This window comes from Micromonospora sp. NPDC127501 (assembly GCF_040302185.1).
Taxonomy (GTDB): domain Bacteria; phylum Actinomycetota; class Actinomycetes; order Mycobacteriales; family Micromonosporaceae; genus Micromonospora.
Genome location: NZ_JBEORJ010000012.1, coordinates 19,441 through 38,669 on the forward strand (window position 1 = coordinate 19,441; position 19,229 = coordinate 38,669).

General features: G+C 69.9%; 18 protein-coding genes. 11 read left to right on the forward strand and 7 right to left on the reverse strand.

What is annotated here, in order from left to right; translation table 11 throughout:
* Nucleotides 1-4 precede the first annotated feature (4 nt).
* Nucleotides 5-721: a hypothetical protein gene (locus ABTW72_RS24885; RefSeq protein WP_350862284.1), complete on the forward strand. Its 717-nt coding sequence runs from the start codon at nt 5-7 to the stop codon at nt 719-721.
* Nucleotides 722-856: 135 nt separating this feature from the next.
* Here ABTW72_RS24885 and ABTW72_RS24890 read toward each other — a convergent pair whose 3' ends face one another.
* The 6 genes from ABTW72_RS24890 to ABTW72_RS24915 form a co-directional block, all read right to left on the reverse strand.
* Complete coding sequence (locus ABTW72_RS24890) at nt 857-2,824, reverse strand: discoidin domain-containing protein (protein ID WP_350862286.1); 1,968 nt, start codon at nt 2,822-2,824, stop codon at nt 857-859.
* A gap of 152 nt (nt 2,825-2,976) precedes the next feature.
* Nucleotides 2,977-3,156 (reverse strand): DUF6903 family protein, encoded by a 180-nt coding sequence (locus ABTW72_RS24895; protein ID WP_350862288.1) that lies wholly within the window; start codon nt 3,154-3,156, stop codon nt 2,977-2,979.
* Nucleotides 3,157-3,175: 19 nt separating this feature from the next.
* Nucleotides 3,176-4,054 (reverse strand): carbohydrate ABC transporter permease, encoded by an 879-nt coding sequence (locus ABTW72_RS24900; RefSeq protein WP_350862290.1) that lies wholly within the window; start codon nt 4,052-4,054, stop codon nt 3,176-3,178.
* 11 nt (nt 4,055-4,065) lie between these two features.
* On the reverse strand, nt 4,066-5,040 hold the full coding sequence (locus tag ABTW72_RS24905; RefSeq protein WP_350862292.1) for a carbohydrate ABC transporter permease: 975 nt from the start codon (nt 5,038-5,040) through the stop codon (nt 4,066-4,068).
* Between the two features lie 70 nt (nt 5,041-5,110).
* Nucleotides 5,111-6,433 carry a carbohydrate ABC transporter substrate-binding protein gene (locus tag ABTW72_RS24910; protein WP_350862294.1) on the reverse strand — a complete coding sequence of 441 codons (1,323 nt, stop codon included), beginning with the start codon at nt 6,431-6,433 and terminating at the stop codon, nt 5,111-5,113.
* 152 nt (nt 6,434-6,585) lie between these two features.
* Complete coding sequence (locus tag ABTW72_RS24915; RefSeq protein ID WP_350862296.1) at nt 6,586-7,599, reverse strand: LacI family DNA-binding transcriptional regulator; 1,014 nt, start codon at nt 7,597-7,599, stop codon at nt 6,586-6,588.
* Nucleotides 7,600-7,681: 82 nt separating this feature from the next.
* Here ABTW72_RS24915 and ABTW72_RS24920 point away from each other — a divergent pair, with 82 nt between their 5' ends.
* Nucleotides 7,682-9,505, forward strand: coding sequence for a glycoside hydrolase family 35 protein (locus ABTW72_RS24920; RefSeq protein WP_350862298.1), 1,824 nt, complete (start codon nt 7,682-7,684; stop codon nt 9,503-9,505).
* A gap of 128 nt (nt 9,506-9,633) precedes the next feature.
* On the opposite strand, the gene ABTW72_RS24925 is transcribed toward ABTW72_RS24920, so the two are convergent.
* Nucleotides 9,634-10,956: a metallopeptidase domain-containing protein gene (locus ABTW72_RS24925; protein ID WP_350862300.1), complete on the reverse strand. Its 1,323-nt coding sequence runs from the start codon at nt 10,954-10,956 to the stop codon at nt 9,634-9,636.
* 641 nt (nt 10,957-11,597) lie between these two features.
* On the opposite strand from ABTW72_RS24925, the gene ABTW72_RS24930 reads away from it, so the two are divergent.
* The 9 genes from ABTW72_RS24930 to ABTW72_RS24970 all read left to right on the forward strand — a co-directional run bounded on the left by ABTW72_RS24930 (nt 11,598) and on the right by ABTW72_RS24970 (nt 19,225).
* Complete coding sequence (locus ABTW72_RS24930; RefSeq protein ID WP_350862302.1) at nt 11,598-12,578, forward strand: DUF2804 domain-containing protein; 981 nt, start codon at nt 11,598-11,600, stop codon at nt 12,576-12,578.
* Between the two features lie 252 nt (nt 12,579-12,830).
* Nucleotides 12,831-13,814: a zinc-dependent alcohol dehydrogenase gene (locus tag ABTW72_RS24935; protein WP_350862304.1), complete on the forward strand. Its 984-nt coding sequence runs from the start codon at nt 12,831-12,833 to the stop codon at nt 13,812-13,814.
* Between the two features lie 2 nt (nt 13,815-13,816).
* Nucleotides 13,817-14,215, forward strand: coding sequence for a 6-pyruvoyl trahydropterin synthase family protein (locus tag ABTW72_RS24940; protein ID WP_210786039.1), 399 nt, complete (start codon nt 13,817-13,819; stop codon nt 14,213-14,215).
* The gene (locus tag ABTW72_RS24945; protein WP_350862306.1) at nt 14,212-15,261 is read left to right on the forward strand and encodes a glycosyltransferase family 4 protein; all 1,050 of its coding nucleotides are present in this window, start codon (nt 14,212-14,214) and stop codon (nt 15,259-15,261) included. Before ABTW72_RS24940 ends, ABTW72_RS24945 begins: the two co-directional genes overlap by 4 nt.
* Nucleotides 15,258-16,076 (forward strand): small ribosomal subunit Rsm22 family protein, encoded by an 819-nt coding sequence (locus ABTW72_RS24950; RefSeq protein WP_350862308.1) that lies wholly within the window; start codon nt 15,258-15,260, stop codon nt 16,074-16,076. Before ABTW72_RS24945 ends, ABTW72_RS24950 begins: the two co-directional genes overlap by 4 nt.
* Nucleotides 16,077-16,142: 66 nt before the next feature.
* Nucleotides 16,143-17,081, forward strand: a complete 939-nt coding sequence (locus ABTW72_RS24955) for a lysylphosphatidylglycerol synthase transmembrane domain-containing protein (protein WP_350862310.1) — start codon at nt 16,143-16,145, stop codon at nt 17,079-17,081.
* A gap of 58 nt (nt 17,082-17,139) precedes the next feature.
* A complete protein-coding gene (locus tag ABTW72_RS24960; RefSeq protein WP_350862312.1) occupies nt 17,140-17,832 on the forward strand; it encodes a GTP cyclohydrolase II in 693 nt (230 codons plus the stop codon).
* Nucleotides 17,829-18,548 (forward strand): RibD family protein, encoded by a 720-nt coding sequence (locus tag ABTW72_RS24965; protein WP_350862314.1) that lies wholly within the window; start codon nt 17,829-17,831, stop codon nt 18,546-18,548. Before ABTW72_RS24960 ends, ABTW72_RS24965 begins: the two co-directional genes overlap by 4 nt.
* 125 nt (nt 18,549-18,673) lie before the next feature.
* Entirely contained in the window at nt 18,674-19,225 is a 552-nt protein-coding gene (locus ABTW72_RS24970) for a DinB family protein (protein ID WP_350862316.1), read from the forward strand.
* The last annotated feature ends 4 nt before the right edge of the window (nt 19,226-19,229 follow it).

Genomic DNA, 19,229 nt, shown 5'->3' on the forward strand with positions numbered 1-19,229 from the left:
CGCGGTGACCGCCTACGACGTCGCCACCAAACTTCCTGACATCGACCTGCTGCGGCAGCGCTGCAAGGCGCTGGCCGTGCTCGAACGCATCATCGACGGTGGGGATCCCTACTACGCCTACACCTCGAACTGGGGCCCGGACGAGGCGGCGCTGATGAGCAACGGCAGCGGCGACGAGTGGACCGTCGTGTTCACCGCCGACGGCGCCTTCATCCGACTCTTTGATCATGAGTCGGTGATGTCGCCGTACTGTCATCCGGACCACGAGCTGTGGCCGGGCCTGGTCGACGGTGTACCGGAGGTCCTGCGTCCACAGGTGACGGAACCCGCCTTCTGCGACGAGGAGGGGCAACTCGTCGCGACGACAGTGCTGTGGCGGCTGGCGGGGGACGATCGCTGGCACGCCGGTGACGGCATCGCCTTCCCACCACCGAGCGGACCGTACGACGACAACGGCCCGGACGGGTCCGGGCTGCTCGACATCCTGTTCGACGACATCGTCGACCGCTTCATCGAGTTCGCCGTCGACTACTACGAGATGACGGTGGACCGGGCGGCAGTCGAGCACGTCGTCGCCCATCGACCGCTCACCGAGACCGTGACAAGGGCCCTGAATCCGCAGCTCACCGTCGCCGACCTGCGGGTGGACCTCACCGAGATCGGCTACCCGATCGCCGGGGACGAGGCCGCGGGCTGGGCACCGCGACGCGGGGCTCGGTGACTGTGGGGTGACGTGCCGGGTAGTCGTCGTGATCCTCGGTGGGCTGCCGCTCGACGCCGTTCGAGGTGGCGAGCCCACCTACGGGCACAGCAAGGAGCCTCCGGCGCGATGCCGGAGGCTCCTTGGGTGTGCCGGTCAGTTGAGGGCGTAGATCTCCGCGGCGGTGGTCCACGGGTTGCCGTTGACCTCGCTCAGGGCGCGCAGTCGCAGATACTGCCCGCTTTTCGCGGTGAACCGGACCTCCTTCTGACTGGCGTTGTTGGCGAAGGTGCCGGTGGCCACGGCCGTTCCCCAGTTGACGCCGTCGGTGCTGACGTAGACCTCGTACTGGCCGATGCGCCCGTTGGCCGCGCCGGAGCCGCCGTCCTGCCGGGGCAGATAGCGGATTCCGGAGACGGAGTAGCTCGCGCCGAGGTTGATCTGGATCTCGTGGGGCATCGGGGCGTTGCCGCCGGTGTACCTGGTGTGCCAGATCGTGCTGATGTTGCCGTCGAAGACGTTCGTCGCCGCCCCGTTCTCGGCGGCCGTCTCCTGGCTGTCGGTGTACTTCAGGGACCAGCCGGTGCGGGAGATGACGCTGGCGTTGGGTACGCAGACCGTGCTCAGTTGGTGCGCGCCCCGGTCCGGACGGCAACCCTGGGTGACGGTGCCGCCGAAGTAGTCACGGCTGCCCGGGTTGGTCATGACCTGGCCGTTCGCCAGTGCCGGGGAGCCGGTGCGGAGCCGGTAGCCACCGGCGTCACTGATCGAGGTGGCGGTGCCCGGCGCGACGAACAGCGGATCGGTAGTGATCTTGTTCGAGTCGGCGGGCTCGCCGGCCGGGTGCTGGCCGTAGAACACGTTCGAGTCGAACAACAGCGCGCCGGCGTTGTAGCTGGCCTGGGTCGAGGTCACGTAGAAGATGTTGTTGTAGAACTCGACATTGGCACCAGCCGAGCCGTTGCCGTTGTTGATGATCTGCGCTGACTCGCCCACGTAGAAGACATTGTTGTAGATCTTCGTGTTGGTGAGTTTCCCGCAGACCAGGTCGAAGATCTGGCCACGGTCGTTCTGGCTGATGTTGTAGCGCACGATGTTGTCTTTGGTGGTGGAACCCCCGCCGTTGCACAGCAGGATGAAGCCGCCCTCGTTGTCGTGGCTGTAGTTGTACTGGTAGATGGTGCGGATGTTGCCCTCGTCCAGGTCGAAGCCCTGCCCGTCGCAGGTGCTCCGGCCACCGCTGACCTCGTTGAACTGGAACAGGGCGTCGTTGATGTTCCAGCCCCAGATGCCGGCGGCGCACTGCGCGGGCTCGCGGACCCGGAACCCGTCCACCCGGTTGTTCTCGACCAGGGCGCTCTGGGTGTGGTGCACGTCGATGGCGTCGCCGCCGATGTCGGTGACCGTGTTGCCGCGTACCACGACCCGGGTCTGCGGAAGCCAGTTGCCGCAGGTGGAGCCGCAGTTGGGGTTGGCCAGCTCCGGCCGGACCATCCACCGGGTCCAGAAGTGGATGCCGTAGCGGTCGACGGTGCCGATCGTGTTGTTGTTGATCAGCACGTCGTCGAACTTCGTCTGCACCGTGTAGCCGAGGACCTCGAAGAAGATGCCGGCGCTGGCGTCGTCGTCCTTCTTGGTCTGGTTACCGTTGACGTTGTGGACGCTGAGCCCGGTCACCCGGTAGTAGGTGCCGGTGCCGGAGTTCTCGCGGATGATGTGCACACCGCGGCGGGTGGCGATCGCCGACCCCTGGTTGGAGATGTCCAGGTTGCGGATCTCCCAGTACTGCTGGTTGTAGAGCTTCACGACGTCGACCACCGCACCGTTGCCGGCCAGCACCGGCTTGGCGCCACTGCCGTACGCGTCGATGATGATGGGTGCGCCGGCCGCGCCGGAACCCTTGGGGAAGAGTTGCTGGCTGGCGCAGGTCGTGCCACGCCGGATCAGGATCTGATCTCCGGCGGCGAACGTCTTGGCGTTCACCGGGGTGAAGCTGTTCCAGGGGCTGGCCTGGGTGCCGCTGCCGGAGGAGCTCGCGGAGCAGTCGACGTAGTAGTTCGTTGCGGCTGCCGCGGCGGGGGGCGCGGCGACCAGTACTGCGGTGGCTAACGTGGCCAAAGCCACCAATGAGGACCTGAACAGGCGCATCGAGAGTCCTAACCGTGGGGGTGGGGGAGCGGTTCACTTCCTTGAAGCTGTCCTGCGGGTACGACCGGAGGTAACGCCAGCGACGGGTCCGGGGGGACCGCGGGCCCGTCGGCCGGCGCCGGTCCGGATCACCGGAACTTTCTGTTGTAGTCCGCGAGAAGACCGATCAGGACGGCGAGCGCCACGAGCATGATCGCGAGGTGGCCCCACCCGACGGTGGGTCGGACGACCACCACGGTGACGACACAGGCGAGCGCGATCAGCAGCCGGGCGACGACGAGCAGCACGGCACGCGTCGGTTCCTTCATGACATCCCTTTCTCGGGCCTCAGCCCTTGACGCCGCCGGCGGCCATGCCCTGGATCAGGCGGCGCTGGATCAGCGCGTACAGGAGCAGCACCGGCACGATGACGATGACCATGCCGGCGTAGAGCCGCCCGGGGTCCGCGGCCGCCTTCTGCGCGGCCATCAGGTTGAGCAGGCCGACCTGCAACGTCTTGCCCTCGCCCGGCAGCAGCGTCAGCGCGATGATGAAGTCGTTCCAGTAGGCCAGGAAGTTGAACAGGATCACCGTGGTGACCGCCGGGCGGGCCATCGGCAGCATCACCCGCGTCATGATCCGGAACCGGGATGCACCGTCCAGCAGTGCGGCCTCCTCGAAGTCCCCCGGAATCGACCGGAAGTACGCGCTCAACAGGTAGATCGTGAACGGGATCGAGGTCGCCGCGTAGACCAGCGAGAGCACCGCCGGGTTGTCGAGGAAGAACCCGTCCGGGAACACGTCGACCAACGCGCGGTCCCAGTCGACAAGCATCAGGAAGATCGGCACCACGATGTAGTTGACGTTGACGAAGAGCCCGGCGAGCAACGCCACCTCGACGATGCTCTTGCCGCGGAACTCGTACCGGGCGACGACGTACGCCGCCGGCACCGAGACCGCCAGCACGAAGACCAGGCCGAGGAGGGTGACCAGGACCGACGTGGCGAAGTAGCGGCCCATCTGTGCGCCGCCGAACGCGTCGACGTAGTTGCGCAGGTGCAGGCCTTCGGGCAGGGTCCAGGGGCTGCCGAAGAACTCGCTCTTGCGCTTCAGCGAGGCCACCAGCACCCAGGCGACGGGGATCACGATGAGCAGGGTGATCGCGCCGACGAGCAGGTGGGTGAGGCCACGGCCGGGCCGCGGACCGGATTTGTTGATTGTGGTCATGGGAGTGTCCTCTAGAACTGGAGGGGCTCACGCCGGGTCGCGCGGCTCACCAGGAGCGACACGAGGAACGAGAAAGCGAAGATCACTACGCCGATTGCCATGCCGTAGCCGTAGGCGGAGTTGGTGTACGCCTGCTTGTACATGTAGCTGAGCAGCACCTCGGAGGCGCCGTCCGGGCCGCCACCGGTCATCGCCCGAACCAGCACGAAGCTGAGGTTGACCGCGCTGAGGATGAAGAAGGTCAGCGTCGTCCGCAGGTTCTGCCAGATCAGCGGCAGCGTGACGGCGAAGAACTGCCGAGCGGCCGACGCGCCGTCGAGCGACGAGGCCTCGTACAACTCCTCCGGGATGCTCGCCATGCTCGACATGTAGATGACCATGTAGTAGCCCAGCGACTGCCACAGCATCGCGATCGCGACCGAGTAGAGCACCAGCTTCTGGTCGCCCAGCCACACCTGTTGCAGGCCGTCCAGCGATAGCAGCCGGAGTGTGCCGTTGAGCAGGCCGTTCTCCTGGTCGTAGACGGCCGAGAAGATGGCCGCGATGACCACGACCGAGAGCACGTTCGGGATGTAGAGCACGAACCGGTAGAAGGTGTGGCCGCGCAGCTTCTGTCGGGTCATGACGGCGGCGAGGAACAGGCCCATCCCCATCGTCACCACGGTCACGACCACGAGCAGCGCGACAGTGTTCTGGAACGCGCGCAGGAACTGCTCGTCGTCGACCAGCTTGCTGAAGTTGTCCAGGCCGACGAAGCGCATCTGTGTCGAGAAGCCGCTCCAGGTGTAGAGCGACATCCGGAACACGCTCACCGTCGGCCAGATCATGAACAGCGCGAACAGTGCCAGCGCCGGGAGCAGGCAGGCGGCGACGAAGCGGCCGTCGCCGGGCCGGCCGCGGGCGGCGGGGCCACGCCCTGACGCCGGGGGTCGGCTGGGCGCGCGCGTGCTGGCGCCCTTGGGTGGTGGAGTGAGGGTCGTCGTCACCGTGACCAGTCCTTGGTTCTCGCGGGGGGAGGGGTCGGCGGCAGCCCGGTTCCGGGCTGCCGCCGGGGCGTCACTTGCCCGCTTGCCGCAGCTTCTCGCTGGCGTCGTTCAGTGCGGTCTGCCACTGGTCGACGGTCTTGTCGCCGCTGATGATGCTGTTCGCGGTGTCGAAGAGCGTGCCCTTGATGTTCACGCCCTCGACCGGCGCGGTGCTGGCGAAGCCACCCACCAGGGCGGAGATGCTCGGGTCCTCGTAGAGCTGGTAGAACGGCGCGATCTCGGCGGGCAGCGTCGAGGCGATGCCCTTGATCGGCTGGATCGCGTTGGCCTTGGCGAAGATGCCGGCGGCCTCGTCGGAGTAGAGGTACGCGACGAAGTCCTTCGCGGCGTCCTTGTTCTGGGCGCCGCTCGGGACCCAGGCCGACTCGACGATGGTGGTCAGGTAGCGCTTGCCACCGGCGTTGACCGCCGGCAGTGGGGCCATCGCCCACTCGAAGCCCTGGGCGCGCGGTGCGTCCTTCATCTCGCCGACGACCCACGTGCCGTTCGGCATGAACAGGGTCTTGTTGTCGAGCAGCGACTGCTGGTTCTTGGTGAAGTCCTGCTCGTTCGCGTACCCGACGGTGGTCTTCGCCGCGTAGCTCAGCAGCTTGGCGGTGATGTCCAGGACCTGGCGCCCCTGGGCGGTCTTCCAGACACCTTCGGAGTACGTCATGGCGTCCTTGTAGAACTGCTCGCCGCCGACGTCGGCGAGCAGCGCGAAGAAGAACGAGTCCAGGTAACCCGCGGTCGGGTACGTGAACAGCGCGATGCCCTCGGCCTTGGCGGCGTCGCCGAGCTTGAACATGTCGTCCCAGGTGGTCGGGACCTGCCAACCCTTCTGCGCGAAGAGGCCCTTGTTGTAGACCAGGCCGGTCGGCGCGTAGTACATCGGCATCAGGTAGGTCTTGTCGTCGTTGTACGGGTTGGTGCTGAGGTTGCCGACGATCCCGTCGGCGAGCTTGGACCGAACTGTGGACTGTTCGCCCGGCACTGTCATGTCCAGGACTGCGGTGAGGTCCTCCAGTGCCTTGTCCTTGACCAGCGTCTCGGCGAGCGCGGCCTTGCGGCCCTGGGGCAGCACCACGACGTCCGGGAACTTGCCGGCCTTCATGTTGGGGCTGATCTCGTCTTCCAGGGTCTTCGAAAGCTGCAGCTGAACGTCCACATCGGGGCGCTTCGCCTTGTAAGCCTCGACGACCTGGAGGTACATGTCCCGGCCGTAACCACCCTCGAAGGCCGCGACCTTCAGGGTCTTCTTGCCGTCGGCGTTGTCGTCGCCTCCGGAACAGCCTGTCAGCAGGCTGAGCGCTGTCGCCGCGGCGACAGCTAGGACGATGGGTGTTCTCAACATGGGGGTGGTCCTCCGTGGGCGGTACGCACAACGGTGCGGGAGTGATCGGCGTGCACGAGGCACAGCCCGCTAGATCACTGGGCGGGCCGCGCGTTGTTACTGTGGCACCCGTAACATGACCCGTCAAGAACGATCTGCCCGTAGCAGGACGGTTAGCGTGACCGTGGCGCCGCGGTGGACTCCCGGACGATCAGGGTCGCCGGCGTCAGCGATTCGCCCTCTGACTGGGTGTCGAGCAGGAGTGCGACCGCCGCCGCCCCGGAGCGGTAGAAGTCCTGCCGAACGGTGGTGAGCGGCGGGTGGCAGTAGGCGGCCAGCTCGATGTCGTCGACGCTCACGATCGACACGTCCTGCGGCACCGACCGTCCGCGCTCCCGCAACGCCTTGATCAGGCCGAAGGCCATCTCGTCGCTGGCCACGAAGACGGCGGTGACCTCGGGAATCATTGCCAGGATCTGCCCCAGCCGGTACCCCGACTCGGGCGACCAGTCGCCCTCCAGGGCTGGTGGCGCGTCGATCCCGGCGGCAGCCAGGCACTCCTGCCAGCCCTGCCGGCGCTGCCGTGCCTCGATCCACTCGTCCGGCCCGGCCACGTGCCACACCTGGCGGTGCCCCAGGTCCAGCAGGTGTTGGGTGGCCGCGCGCCCCGCCTCGTGCTGGTCGATGCCCAGCACCCGCGCCCCGGTGGTGCGTGAGCCATCCACCGTGACGGTGGGGATGTCCCGGGTGATGTCCTCCATCCGCTGGGTCACGGAGATCAACGGGACCGCGATGATGATGCCGTCGACGCCCTGGTCGGAGAGCTTGAGCAGGGACTTCTCCATCAATGCGGTGTCCAGCTCGGCGATGGTGGCGATGCTCACCGAGTAACCCGCCTGACCGGCCGCCGCCTCCACCCCGGCGGTGACGCCCGAGCGCGAGTAGTAGCCGCCGGCCTGTAGCAGGACCAGGCCGAGGGTGAAGCTTCGCCCCGAGGAGAGCAGCCGGGGAGCGCCGTTGTACCGGTATTTGAGCTGCTCAACCGCGTTGAGGACGCGACGTCGGGTCTCCGCGTTGACGTTCGGCGAGTCGCGCAGCGTGCGCGAGACCGTCTGGGCCGACACACCGGCGGCGCGTGCCACGTCGGTCATGCTCGGCTGCTTGCCACGCATTGTCGCCTCGGTCATCCGCCCCGCCCTCCTGAGAACCCGGTACGGCGGCATCCTAGCGCCATTGTTACAGATGGCACGGGTAACATAAGCTTCGGCCATGATCGAGACGACCCGGCCGGGCACCACACTGACACCGTCGCCCAGGCCATCACCCGCACTCGGTTGGAGCGACAGTCAGCTCCACCGGCACGGCGTCCCGCACCGCATCCTCTCCGGCGCCCTGCACTACTTCCGGGTCCACCCGCAGCTGTGGCGCGACCGGATCCGCCGGCTGGCCGACCTCGGTCTCAACACCCTCGACACGTACGTGCCGTGGAACTTCCACCAGCCGCACGCGGACCGCGCACCCCGCTTCGACGGCTGGCGCAACCTCGAGGCGTTCATCGCACTCGCCGGTGAAGAGGGCCTCGACGTCGTCCTGCGCCCCGGCCCGTACATCTGCGCGGAGTGGTCGAACGGTGGTCTGCCCGCCTGGCTCACCGCCCGCGACGTGACCCTGCGCAGCTCCGATCCGGCGTTCACCGGGCCGGTCGAGCGTTGGTTCGACGAGCTGATCCCGCGCATCGCGCGGCAGCAGACGCATGCCGGCGGGGCGGTCGTGGCGGTGCAGGTCGAGAACGAGTACGGCAGCTACGGCGACGACGAGGCGTACCTGCGCTGGATTCGCTCGGCCCTGCTCGAGCGCGGCATCACCGAGCTGCTGTTCACCGCCGACGGCCCGACCGAACTGATGCACGACGCGGGCACGGTGCCGGGGACGCTCGCCGCGGCCACCCTCGGCTCGAAGCCCGAGGCCGCCCGTGCCCTGTTCGCCAAGCGCCGGCCCGACGAACCATTCGTGGTCGCCGAGTACTGGAACGGCTGGTTCGACCACTGGGGCGAGCTGCACCACGTCCGCGGGGTGGACAGCGCCGTCCGCACTCTCGACGCCATCATCGGCGAGGGCGGAAGCGTCAGCCTCTACATGGCGCACGGCGGCACCAACTTCGGCCTGTGGGCCGGTGCCAACGCGGACCGAGGCCGGCTTCAGCCCACCATCACCAGCTACGACTCCGATGCGCCGATCGCCGAGGACGGAACGCTGACCGCCAAGTTCCACGCCATGCGCGCTGTGCTCGGCGCGACCGGGCAACTGCGAGTGCCCGAGCGGATGCCGGTGCTCCCGCCGGCGCAGGTGCCGCTGACCCACCGCGCCGACCTGATCAGCGGCCTGCGCGCCGTGCGCACACCGGAGTCGAGCGGTCCACGGCCGGCCACCTTCGAGCAGCTCGGCCTGGACGCCGGGATGGTGCTGCTCACCGCCCACCCGAAGATCCCCACGGGCAAGCACACCATCGTGCTCACCGACGTGCGCGACCGCGCGATCGTCCTCGCCGACGGCGTACCGATCGGTGTTGCCGACGCCGATCATCCGGAGATACCGATCAACGGCACCGGCGCGGCGGTGCGCCTGGAAATCCTGGTGGAGAATCTCGGCCGGATCAACTACGGCCCACTGGTCGGTCAGCACAAGGGCCTGCTCGGACCGGTGCTCGTCGACCGCCGGATCGTGCACGGCTGGACCAGCTCTCCGATCGCCCTGGCCGAGTGGACACCGGACGACCTGCGCCACGCCACCGCTGCCGGACCGGCCAGCACCGGTGCCGGCTTCGCGGTAGCGACGGTGCACATCGAGAAGCCGGCCGACACCTTCCTCGCCCTGCCCGGCTCGGTGCACGGCCTGGTCTGGGTCAACGGGTTCCTGCTCGGTCGCTACTGGGACATCGGCCCGCAGGTGACGCTCTACTGCCCCGCGCCGCTGCTGCGCACCGGCGAGAACACGATCGTCGTACTGGAGACCGACCGGCTGGGCCCGGTCCTGGAGCTGCGCGACCAGTCTGAGCTTGGCCCCACCGAGGAATACGTGGAGGAGTTCGACTGACCGCCGGCCAATGTCCAGCGGGCGTGTGGCGCCGCCGGGGTGACGGTTCGCCGGACAGGCGTGATGAACGACAGTGTGACCGGGCCCCGGTCGCCCGCCGTGCTGACGGCCGGGGCCCGACAGGCGGGTCAGGCGCGCCTGCGGCGACGCTTCAGCAGGAGGAATCCCGCACCGGCCGCCAGGACGGCGGCACCGCCGCCGGCGGCGAGCGGCAGGGTGGTCGAGCGGCCGCCGGCGGCGGTGAGCTCCTCGGAGCCGGACTCGGTGGCCGCCTCGGAGTCGTCGGTCACGGCTTCGGTGTCGGTGCTGGCGCTCGCGCTGGCAGTGGGGGTGGGGGTGGCGGCGCTCGGGGTCGGGGTCGCGGACTTCGACGGGGCCGCATCGATGGCAGAGAGCGAATCGCCGTTGAGCGCAACCTTGATCCTGGCCTGACCCCCGCCCGAGGAGACGACAGCCACGGACACCTTGTTCGTCTTGTCCGTCAGGGTCGTGATGGCGTCCGTGTTGGCCGCTTCCCCGTTGGACGGCGTCTTGTTCTTGGTGGTGGTGTCGATCATCGAGGAGGAGCCGTAGGCGCCGTTGGGCACACGGTAGGCGTGAACACCCTCGATCTTCGCGTCCAGGTTGCCCGCCGCGTGGCGGTACTCGATGACGAGCCGGTCCTTGCCCAGCGCGATGTCCAGCGCCCGCGTCCCGCTGCCCGTGCCGTGCAGGGGGCGCAGCGTGTACGTCCCGGACTTGCTGACCTTGAGCGACGTACCGCCGGAGAGCCATCCGGCTCTGATCAGTTCAGGCGCGGAGAATCCGGACAGCCAGCCGCCGCCGCCCATGATGCTCTTGGCGCTGGTGCCGTCGGACTTGCAGGCGGTCAGTTTTCCGCCCGTGCACATCAGGCGGCCCTGGTGTGCGAAGCCCAGGTTGTGACCCAGCTCGTGCCCGACGACGTCCAGTCCACTCGCGGTGCCGTACAGATTGATCCAGGTGGTTCCGCCGGGCACCGTGGCGAGGCCGGCCCAGGGGCAGTTGGTCTTCTGCGCCGGGAAGACCATGGAGAGGCTGTCGTAGTCCTTCCCCTCCACCAGGCCCCGTTTGGTGAGTTCCGCCCGGGTCAGTTTGTTGATCTCGCCGTGTTGGCATCCGCCCGCGGTCAGGTCCAGCTTGATCGGCCCGATGAGCTTCTCCTTGACGGCGGGCACCATCGTGTACTGCCCGCGCGACACCTCCGACAGGAAGGAGGACACCGAGTCCTTCTTCGCGCCGAAGTAGGTGTCCGGCGTGGAAGCCTTCACCTGCTCCGGAAACTGGAAGGACGCGTCGCTGAACTCCACCAGGACGGGGAGGATCTTCTTCTTCACCGGTGCGGCCGTCGCGGGGGTGCCGGGGAGCGCGGCCGTGGTCAGTACGGCGATGCCTGTGGCCAGAGCGATGCGGCCGAGGGCAGACAGCTTCATGGGGTCCTATTCCTTCAAGGGGATGCCGGGCGGCCAGGGACGCCGATGTCCGTGGCTTTCCGGCCGTGTTCGGCAGCGTCGGGCCGCGGGGTTGCAGCGGCTGATGACGAGGGATTCCTGCCGGTCTTGTGCAAGGTCGGCAATGGATCGGGGCCGGGCTGGCCGCACGCACTGGACCAGCGGGCTAGGGCAGAGCAACAAAGAGGACGATGGGAGAGAAAGAGTCAGGAGCAGCCGAAGCCGCGCATGCACCACATCCTATGACATCCTATGTCTGATGTCGTAGGACCGTAAGGGCGCATCGATGTGCCCGTCAAGTGCTCAGCGTGGCCGTGCGTCATCCACGGAACGTGAGGGAACGTCACGAACGAAGGTGCCCTGCTGAGGGCCGGACGCACGGCCAGCCGGCTTCAGCACGTCGCGCAGCGTTGCCGCGAACTCGCAGCGGATCATCGCGGGTGCCGTCGTCCTCGGTCGGCAGACCGAACGTCGCCGGGTCGGGCGGGTGCTGCCCGAAGGAGGCATCGGTGAACTCGCCCTGCCAGGGACGTCATCGCGCTGAAGGCAGCCATGCCCGCGCAGGCCGCCCCGACCCCCGTGGTCGGGTGTCTCGGACGGTGACGGGGGCTATCGTGCACCTCGTGACGCACGAACGTGAGCTGACCTCACCTGTCGATCTGTGCCAACGGGACGGGCGGCTCAACCCGGCAGCGGTCGGCTGGACCCGCCGCCCGCTGCACACCGCCAACCTGCGCGGCTGGGGCCGGACCAAGCGGTGGGAGTACTGGGGGATCGTGACGCCACGGCACATCGTCGGGCTGGTCGCCTCGTCGCTCGACTACGCCGGTGTGCACAGCGTCTACGTGCTCGACCGGGACAGCGGCACCGAGACGAAGGCCGACGTGGTGGTGCCGCTGGCGCGCGCGACGGTCCTACCACCGCAGAGCGGCGTGGGCGAGGCCCGTGCCGGGGGCGGTGGCCTGGCCATCCGGATCGCCCAGCGCCCGGACGGCACCGCGATCTCGGCGACCGCCCCCGGAGTACGGCTGGAGGTGGACGTGCCGCTGCCGGCCGGCCACGAGTCGCTCGGCGTGGTCGTGCCGTGGAGCCCCACCCGATTCCAGTACACCGTCAAGGATGTCGGCCGCCCTGTTCTCGGCACGCTGCACCTGCACGGCCAGACCTACGAGATTGGTGGGCCGGACGCGTTCGCCGTCCTGGACCACGGTCGCGGCAGGTGGCCGTATTCGATCACGTGGAACTGGGCCGCCGGTGCGGCACCGGGACGGGCGATCCAGCTCGGTGGTCAGTGGACCGACGGCACCGGCGTCACCGAGAACGGCCTGTTCGTCGACGGCCGGTTGCACAAGATCGGCGAGGAGTTGCGCTGGACCTACGACCGGTCGGACTGGCTTCGCCCGTGGCGGATCAGCGGGGAACGGGTCGAGGCCGAGTTCCAGCCGTTCCACGAGAAGGTGGCCCGCACCAACCTGGGCGTCGTCGGGAACGAGACGCACCAGTGTTTCGGGCACTTCTCCGGCTGGGCGAAGACGGACGACGGGACAAAGGTGAGCCTCGACGGGCTCGTCGGCTGGGCCGAGGAGGCCCGCAACCGCTGGTAGCGGCGCCGGTCAGGGACGGTGGCACGGACACCAAGGCCGGCGAGCTTCACCGACGGAGACAGCCAGCCCGCGCTGCCCAGCGCCACCGTGGCGGAGAGCACCGCCAACACGGCCGGTTGCGTGCTCCGCCCGATGATCGGACCACTTCGAACTGTGGGCACCGTACCTCCGTGTTTATGATCGACGACCCCGACAGGGACACGAAACAGTGGCCGCTCGGTGCGGCCGGCGGAAAGAGTGAGGTGCGCGACGGTGATCCGCGAGGCGTACGCCTGCTGGGTGCGCGAACCCGGCGTGGCCGAGATCCAGCCGGTGTCGCTGGCCGCCCCGGGCCCCGACGAGGTGCTGGTCCGGGCCCGCTACTCCGGGGTCAGCCGGGGCACCGAGACGCTGGTGTTCGCCGGCCGGGTGCCCGCCGACCAGTACGCCTCGATGCGCGCGCCGTTTCAGGAGGGCGAGTTTCCCGGCCCGGTGAAGTACGGCTACCTCAGCGTCGGCGTGGTCGAGCAGGGCCCAGCGGAACTGCTCGGGCGGACGGTGTTCTGCCTGCACCCGCACCAGAGCGCGTACGTCGTGCCGGTGGGTGCTGTGGTGCCGGTGCCGGAGGGGGTACCGGCCGCTCGAGCCGTGCTCGCCGGCACGGTGGAGACCGCCGTCAACGCGCTGTGGGACGCGGCGCCGCTGGTCGGGGACCGGGTCACCGTGATCGGCGCGGGCATGGTGGGTTGCTGCGTCGCGGCGCTGCTGGCCCGGTTCCCCGGCGTGCACGTCGAGTTGGTCGACACCGACTCGCGCAGGGCTGGCGTGGCCGGGGCCCTCGGCGTCAACTTCGCCAACCCGGCCGATGCCCGCGGTGACCGGGACCTGGTCGTGCACGCCAGCGCCACCGCCGCCGGCCTGCAACAGTCGCTGGACCTGCTCGCCCCGGAGGGCACCGTCATCGAGCTGAGCTGGTACGGCGACCGCCCGGTGCAGGTGTCACTGGGCGGCGCGTTCCACTCCGGTCGACTCAGCGTGCGCAGCAGCCAGGTCGGCATGGTGGCACCCGCCCGACGAGGACGGCGCAGTTACGCCGACCGGCTGGCGCTCGCCCTGGACCTGCTCGACGACCCGGCCTTCGACGCGTTGATCACCGGCGCGTCGCGCTTCGCGGAGCTGCCCGACGTGCTCGCCAGACTGACCTCGGGCGACCTGCCCGCGCTCTGCCACCTCATCACCTACGAAGACGGAGAGTGACCGTGTTCAGCGTGACCGTTCGGGACCACATGATGATCGCCCACAGTTTCCGAGGCGAGGTGTTCGGGCCCGCCCAACGGCTGCACGGCGCGACGTTCGTGGTGGATGCGACGTTCCGCCGGCCCGACCTGGACGCCGACGGGATCGTGGTGGACATCGGCCTGGCCACCGAGCAGCTGCGAGCCGTGCTGAGCGAGCTGACCTACCGCAACCTCGACGACGAGGCGGCCTTCGCCGGGGTGAACACCACCACGGAGGTACTGGCCCGCACGATCGCGGACCGGCTGGTCGAGCGGGTGCACGCCGGTGAGCTGGGTGCGGGGGCGCGCGACCTGACCGGCATCACTGTCACCCTGCACGAGTCGCACATCGCCTGGGCGAGCTACGAGCGGTCGTTGTGACCGATGCGGGCCGGGCGGTGCACGTCGTCCTGCCCGGTGACATCGACGATCCGGCCACGCCCAGCGGCGGCAACTCCTACGACCGGCGGATCTGCGCGGGGCTGGGCGAGCGCGGCTGGTCGGTGCACGAGCATCCGGTGCCCGGCGCGTGGCCGCACCCCGATCCGGCCGACCGGGCGACGCTGGGCGGGGTGCTCGCCGCCGCGCCCGACGACGCCGTGGTGCTGGTCGACGGCCTGATCGCCTCGACCGTGCCGGACCTGCTCGCCCCACACGCCCGTCGGCTGCGCCTGGTGGTCCTGGTGCACATGCCGCTGGACGACGAGGCGGAAGGCCGGGCGTTGGCCGCCGCTCGGGCCGTCGTCACCACCAGCGAGTGGACCCGTCGCCGCCTGCTGCTGCGCCACCCGCTGCGTCCCGACCGCGTCCGGGTCGCGCGACCGGGGGTGACTCCCGCGCCGCCGACGCCCCCCGGATCGGCCACCGGCGGCCGGCTGCTCTGCGTGGCCGCGGTCACCCGTCACAAGGGTCATGACGTGCTGGCCGACGCGTTGACGGTGCTGCCCGAGGTGCCCTGGACGCTGGTCTGCGTCGGCACGCTGGCTCGGGAGCCCGAGCTGGTGCACCGGCTGCGCGACCGGCTCGCCGGCGCGGGCCTCGCCGACCGGGTCCGGCTGGCCGGGCCGCTGACCGGTGCGGCGCTCGACGCCGCGTACGCCGACGCCGACCTGCTCGTGCTGCCGTCCAGAGGCGAGACGTACGGCATGGTCGTCACGGAGGCGCTGGCGCGCGGCCTGCCGGTGCTGGCCACCAGGGTGGGCGGCGTGCCGGAGGCGCTCGGGCGCACCCCCGATGGTGACCTGCCGGGGTTGCTCGTTCCACCGGACGACCCGGCCGCCCTGGCCGGCGCGCTGAGCTGGTGGTTGGGCGACGACCACCTGCGGGACCAGCTACGGCGTGCCGCTCTCGCCCGGCGCGACACCCTGACCGACTGGCCGGTGACCACCGCGTTGCTGGCCGGCGTGCTGAAGGAGGTGGCGGAATGACCGCCGAGGAGACCCTGCCGTTCGCCGACTGGCTGCGGTTGCGTGAGCCGGCCGACGCGGCGGCGCGCGCCGAGGACCTGCTGGATGCCGTCCGGGCCCGGCTGACCGGGGACGCCCCGACGGTGATCCACGACCTGGGTAGCGGCACCGGGTCGATGAGTCGTTGGCTGGCCGCCCGGCTACCCGGACCACAGCACTGGGTGCTGCACGACCGGGACGCCGACCTGCTGACCCGGGCCGCCGAGGGCATGAGGGGAGTGACCGCCGCCGACGGCGCTCCGATCACCGTCCACACCCGCCGCGGCGACCTCACCCGGCTGACCGCCGCCGACCTCGCCGACAGTTCCCTGGTCACCGCGTCCGCGCTGCTGGACATGCTCACCGCGGAGGAGGTCGAACGGGTGGCGGCCGCCTGCGTCGGCCGACCAGCCCTGTTCGCCATCTCGGTGACCGGGCGGGTCCGGTTCACCCCGGCCGACCCGCTCGACGAGGCGGTCGAGGCCGCGTTCAACGACCACCAGCGGCGTACCGTCGAGGGCCGGCGGCTGCTCGGCCCGGATGCCGTCGCCGCCACCGCCGCCGCATTCGCCCGGCGCGGCGTCGACGTGCGGGAACGGCCCAGCCCGTGGCGTCTCGGCCCGGACCAGGCCGACCTGACCGCCGAATGGTTCCGAGGGTGGCTCGGGGCGGCCTGCGAGCAGCGCCCGGAGCTGGCCGGGCCCGCCCAGGCGTACGCCCGCCGCCGGTTGGCTGACGCGGCGGCCGGCCGACTCACCGTGCTTGTCGAACACACTGACCTCCTCGCCGGTGGATGAACCGTTCACGCCCTGGGTACGTGCACTAGGGCAAGTGGACGATCTTCAAAGGGGAGGCCGGCGCCGATGTTCTGGGCCTGGGCACGAGTGGTCGGCGGGGTGGGTCTGCTCGCCGTCCTGCTGTGGCAGGTGGGCACCGGCCCGTTCCTCGCCGGGGTACGACTGATCGACGCGTCAGCGTTGGCTGCGGCGCTGGTCATCGGGGTGCTCACCACGGTCTGCGCGGCGTGGCGGTGGAGCCTGGTCGCCGGCGGTCTCGGCGTACGCCTGCCGCTGGCGACCGCGGTGGCGCACTGCTACCGGGCCGTCTTCCTCAACGCCACCCTGCCCGGCGGGGTGCTCGGCGACGTGCACCGGGCGGTCCGCCACGGCCGCGACGCCGGCGACGTGAGCCGGGGCATCCGCGCGGTGGTCTGGGAGCGTGCCGCCGGGCAGGTGGTCCTGGTCGGGGTCGCGCTGGTGGTGCTCGCCGCCTTCCCGTCCCCGGTACGCCCGTACCTGCCGGTCGCCGCCGCGCTGCTCGTCGCCGGCGGGCTGGCCGTCGTGTTGTTGGCCCGGGTCCTTCCGAACGGTGGCGGGTCGCGCTGGGCGACGGCACTGCGTACCGCCGTTGCGGACGTACGGTCGGGGCTGCTGGCGCGGCGCACCTGGTTCGGCGTGCTGGTCGCCTCGGCCGTGATGGTCGCCGGTCACCTGGCCACCTTCCTGGTGGCGGCGCGCACCGCCGGATCGGACGCCCCGCTGTCCCGACTGCTGCCGTTGACGCTGCTCGCCCTGCTCGCCATGGGCCTACCGTTGAACGTGGCCGGCTTCGGGCCGCGTGAGGGGGTGGCGGCGTGGGTGTTCGGTGCGGCCGGCCTCAGCGCGGCCGAGGGTGTCGCCACCGCCACCGTCTACGGTGCACTGGTGTTGGTGGCCAGCCTGCCCGGCGCCGCCGTTCTGCTGGCCCGTCGGCGTCGAATTCCGGTCGCCGCCCGGGAAGCCGCCTCCATCGGTGGATGTTGAGTCGGTTGTGAGACGGTACGCGTCGCCGGACAGCGGTGGCGCCGGACGAAGGAGTCCCATGCCCGAAGCATTGCCGGTTGCCACGATCCGCACGCAGGTCACGGTGCCGCTGGCGTTCCCAGACGGCTACACCACGACCGCCCGGGTGTTCACGTTCAAGGGCCTGGTGGACGGTCGGGAGCACCTGGCCCTCGGCCTCGGCGACTGGGCCGGCGCCCTGGACCGGCTCGCGGTCGGGGGAGAGGCCCCGCTGGTCCGTCCGCACAGCGAGTGCCTGACCGGCGACGTGTTCGGCAGCGAACGCTGCGACTGCGGCCCGCAACTGCGCGAGGCGGTGCAGCGGATCGCCGAGACCGGCGGTTTCCTGCTCTACCTGCGACAGGAGGGCCGTGGCATCGGCCTGTACGCCAAGCTCGACGCGTACGCCTTGCAGGACGCCGGGTTGGACACCTACCAGGCCAACGTCGCATTGGGCCGGGGCGAGGACGAGCGGGACTACACCGTCGCCGCGCAGATGCTGGCCACGTTGGGCGTGCCGCGGGTGCGACTGCTGAGCAGCAACCCGGACAAGGCCGAGCAGTTGGCCCGGCTGGGCGTGGACGTGGCCGAACGGGTGCTCACCAGCGTCTTCCTCTCGCCGGCCAACGCCGACTACCTGGCGGCGAAGGCCGCCAAGGCGGCGGAGGTCGAGGCGGCCGAGGCGGCGGACGCGCTCGCGGGCCGTGCTCCTGAGCGGCCCGTCTCCCGATGAGCTGGCGGCCGGGGCCGACGCGGCCGTACGTGCTGCTGAGTTGTGCCGCCTCCATCGACGGGTACATCGACGACGCCTCCGAGCAGCGGTTACTGCTGTCCAACGAGGAGGACCTGGACCGCGTCGACGCGGTCCGGGCCAGCTGCGATGCCATCCTGGTCGGCGCTGGCACCGTCCGACGAGACGACCCTCGGCTGCTGGTGCGCTCCCCGAGCCGTCGGGCCGAACGGGTGGCGGCGGGTCGCCCGGCGTCGCCCACCAAGGTCACCCTGACCGCCCAGGGCGACCTCGACCCGACCGCCCGCTTCTTCACCGCCGGCGATTCGACCCGGCTCGTCTACTGCGCCACGGGCGCGCTGGAGAAGACCGAGGAACGGGTCGGCCGACTGGCCACCGTGATCGACGCGGGTGAGCCCGTCGACCCGGGGTGGCTGCTGACCGACCTGGCCGCCCGGGGCGTACAGCGGTTGATGGTGGAGGGCGGCGGGACGGTGCACGCCCAGTTCCTCGCCGCCGGTCTCGCCGACGAACTGCACCTGGTGGTCGCCCCGTTCTTCGTCGGTGACGGCCGGGCGCCCCGGTTCGTCGGCGAGGGGCGCTTCCCCTGGCACCCGGGTCGCCGAGCACGCCTGGCCGAGGCCCGCCAGATCGGCGACGTGGTCCTGCTCCGCTACGCCCTCTCCGACCTCTGCCCCACCGACCCCGCCCGCAGCTGACGGTCGATCATGAGGTTGGCGGGTGGTTCGATCTCCGTAGAACCCGCCAACCTCATGATCACCCCGATCGGGGTGGGTGGGGTTATTTTGTGGACGGTGGGGATGGGTTCGGACAGGATTTCCGGATGTCCGTACCGAGCCTGGCTTTGCTGCGCTGGCAGTTCGACCTGACGTGGTCGCTGTTCGAGTACCACCTTGAGCGACTCGAACCCGCGGACTTCCTGTGGGAGCCGGCCGACCACTGCTGGTCGGTGCGGCAGAGCACCGACGGCACCTGGACCCCGGACTGGGCCGACACCGAACCCGACCCGGTCCCGGTGCCGACTATCGGCTGGCTCACCTGGCACGTCGGCTGGTGGTGGACCGTGGCGATGGACCATCTCCGGGGCGGATCAGCGCGGCAGCGCACGGCCGTTGTCTGGCCGGGTGCGGGCGAGCCCAGCGTCGCCTGGCTGCGTGACCTGCGCACCGAATGGCTGGGTCTGCTCGACCAGCTCGGTGACAGCGACCTCGACCGCACCGCGACGTTTCCCTGGCCGGACGGGACCGACCACACCGTCACGCACATGATCGGTTGGGTCAACTCGGAGCTGATGAAGAACGTCGCGGAGATCGGTCAGCTCCGGCTGCTCCGCGCCGCACGGACCGATCGGTACGGCCCGACTGCTCGACCGTAGTACT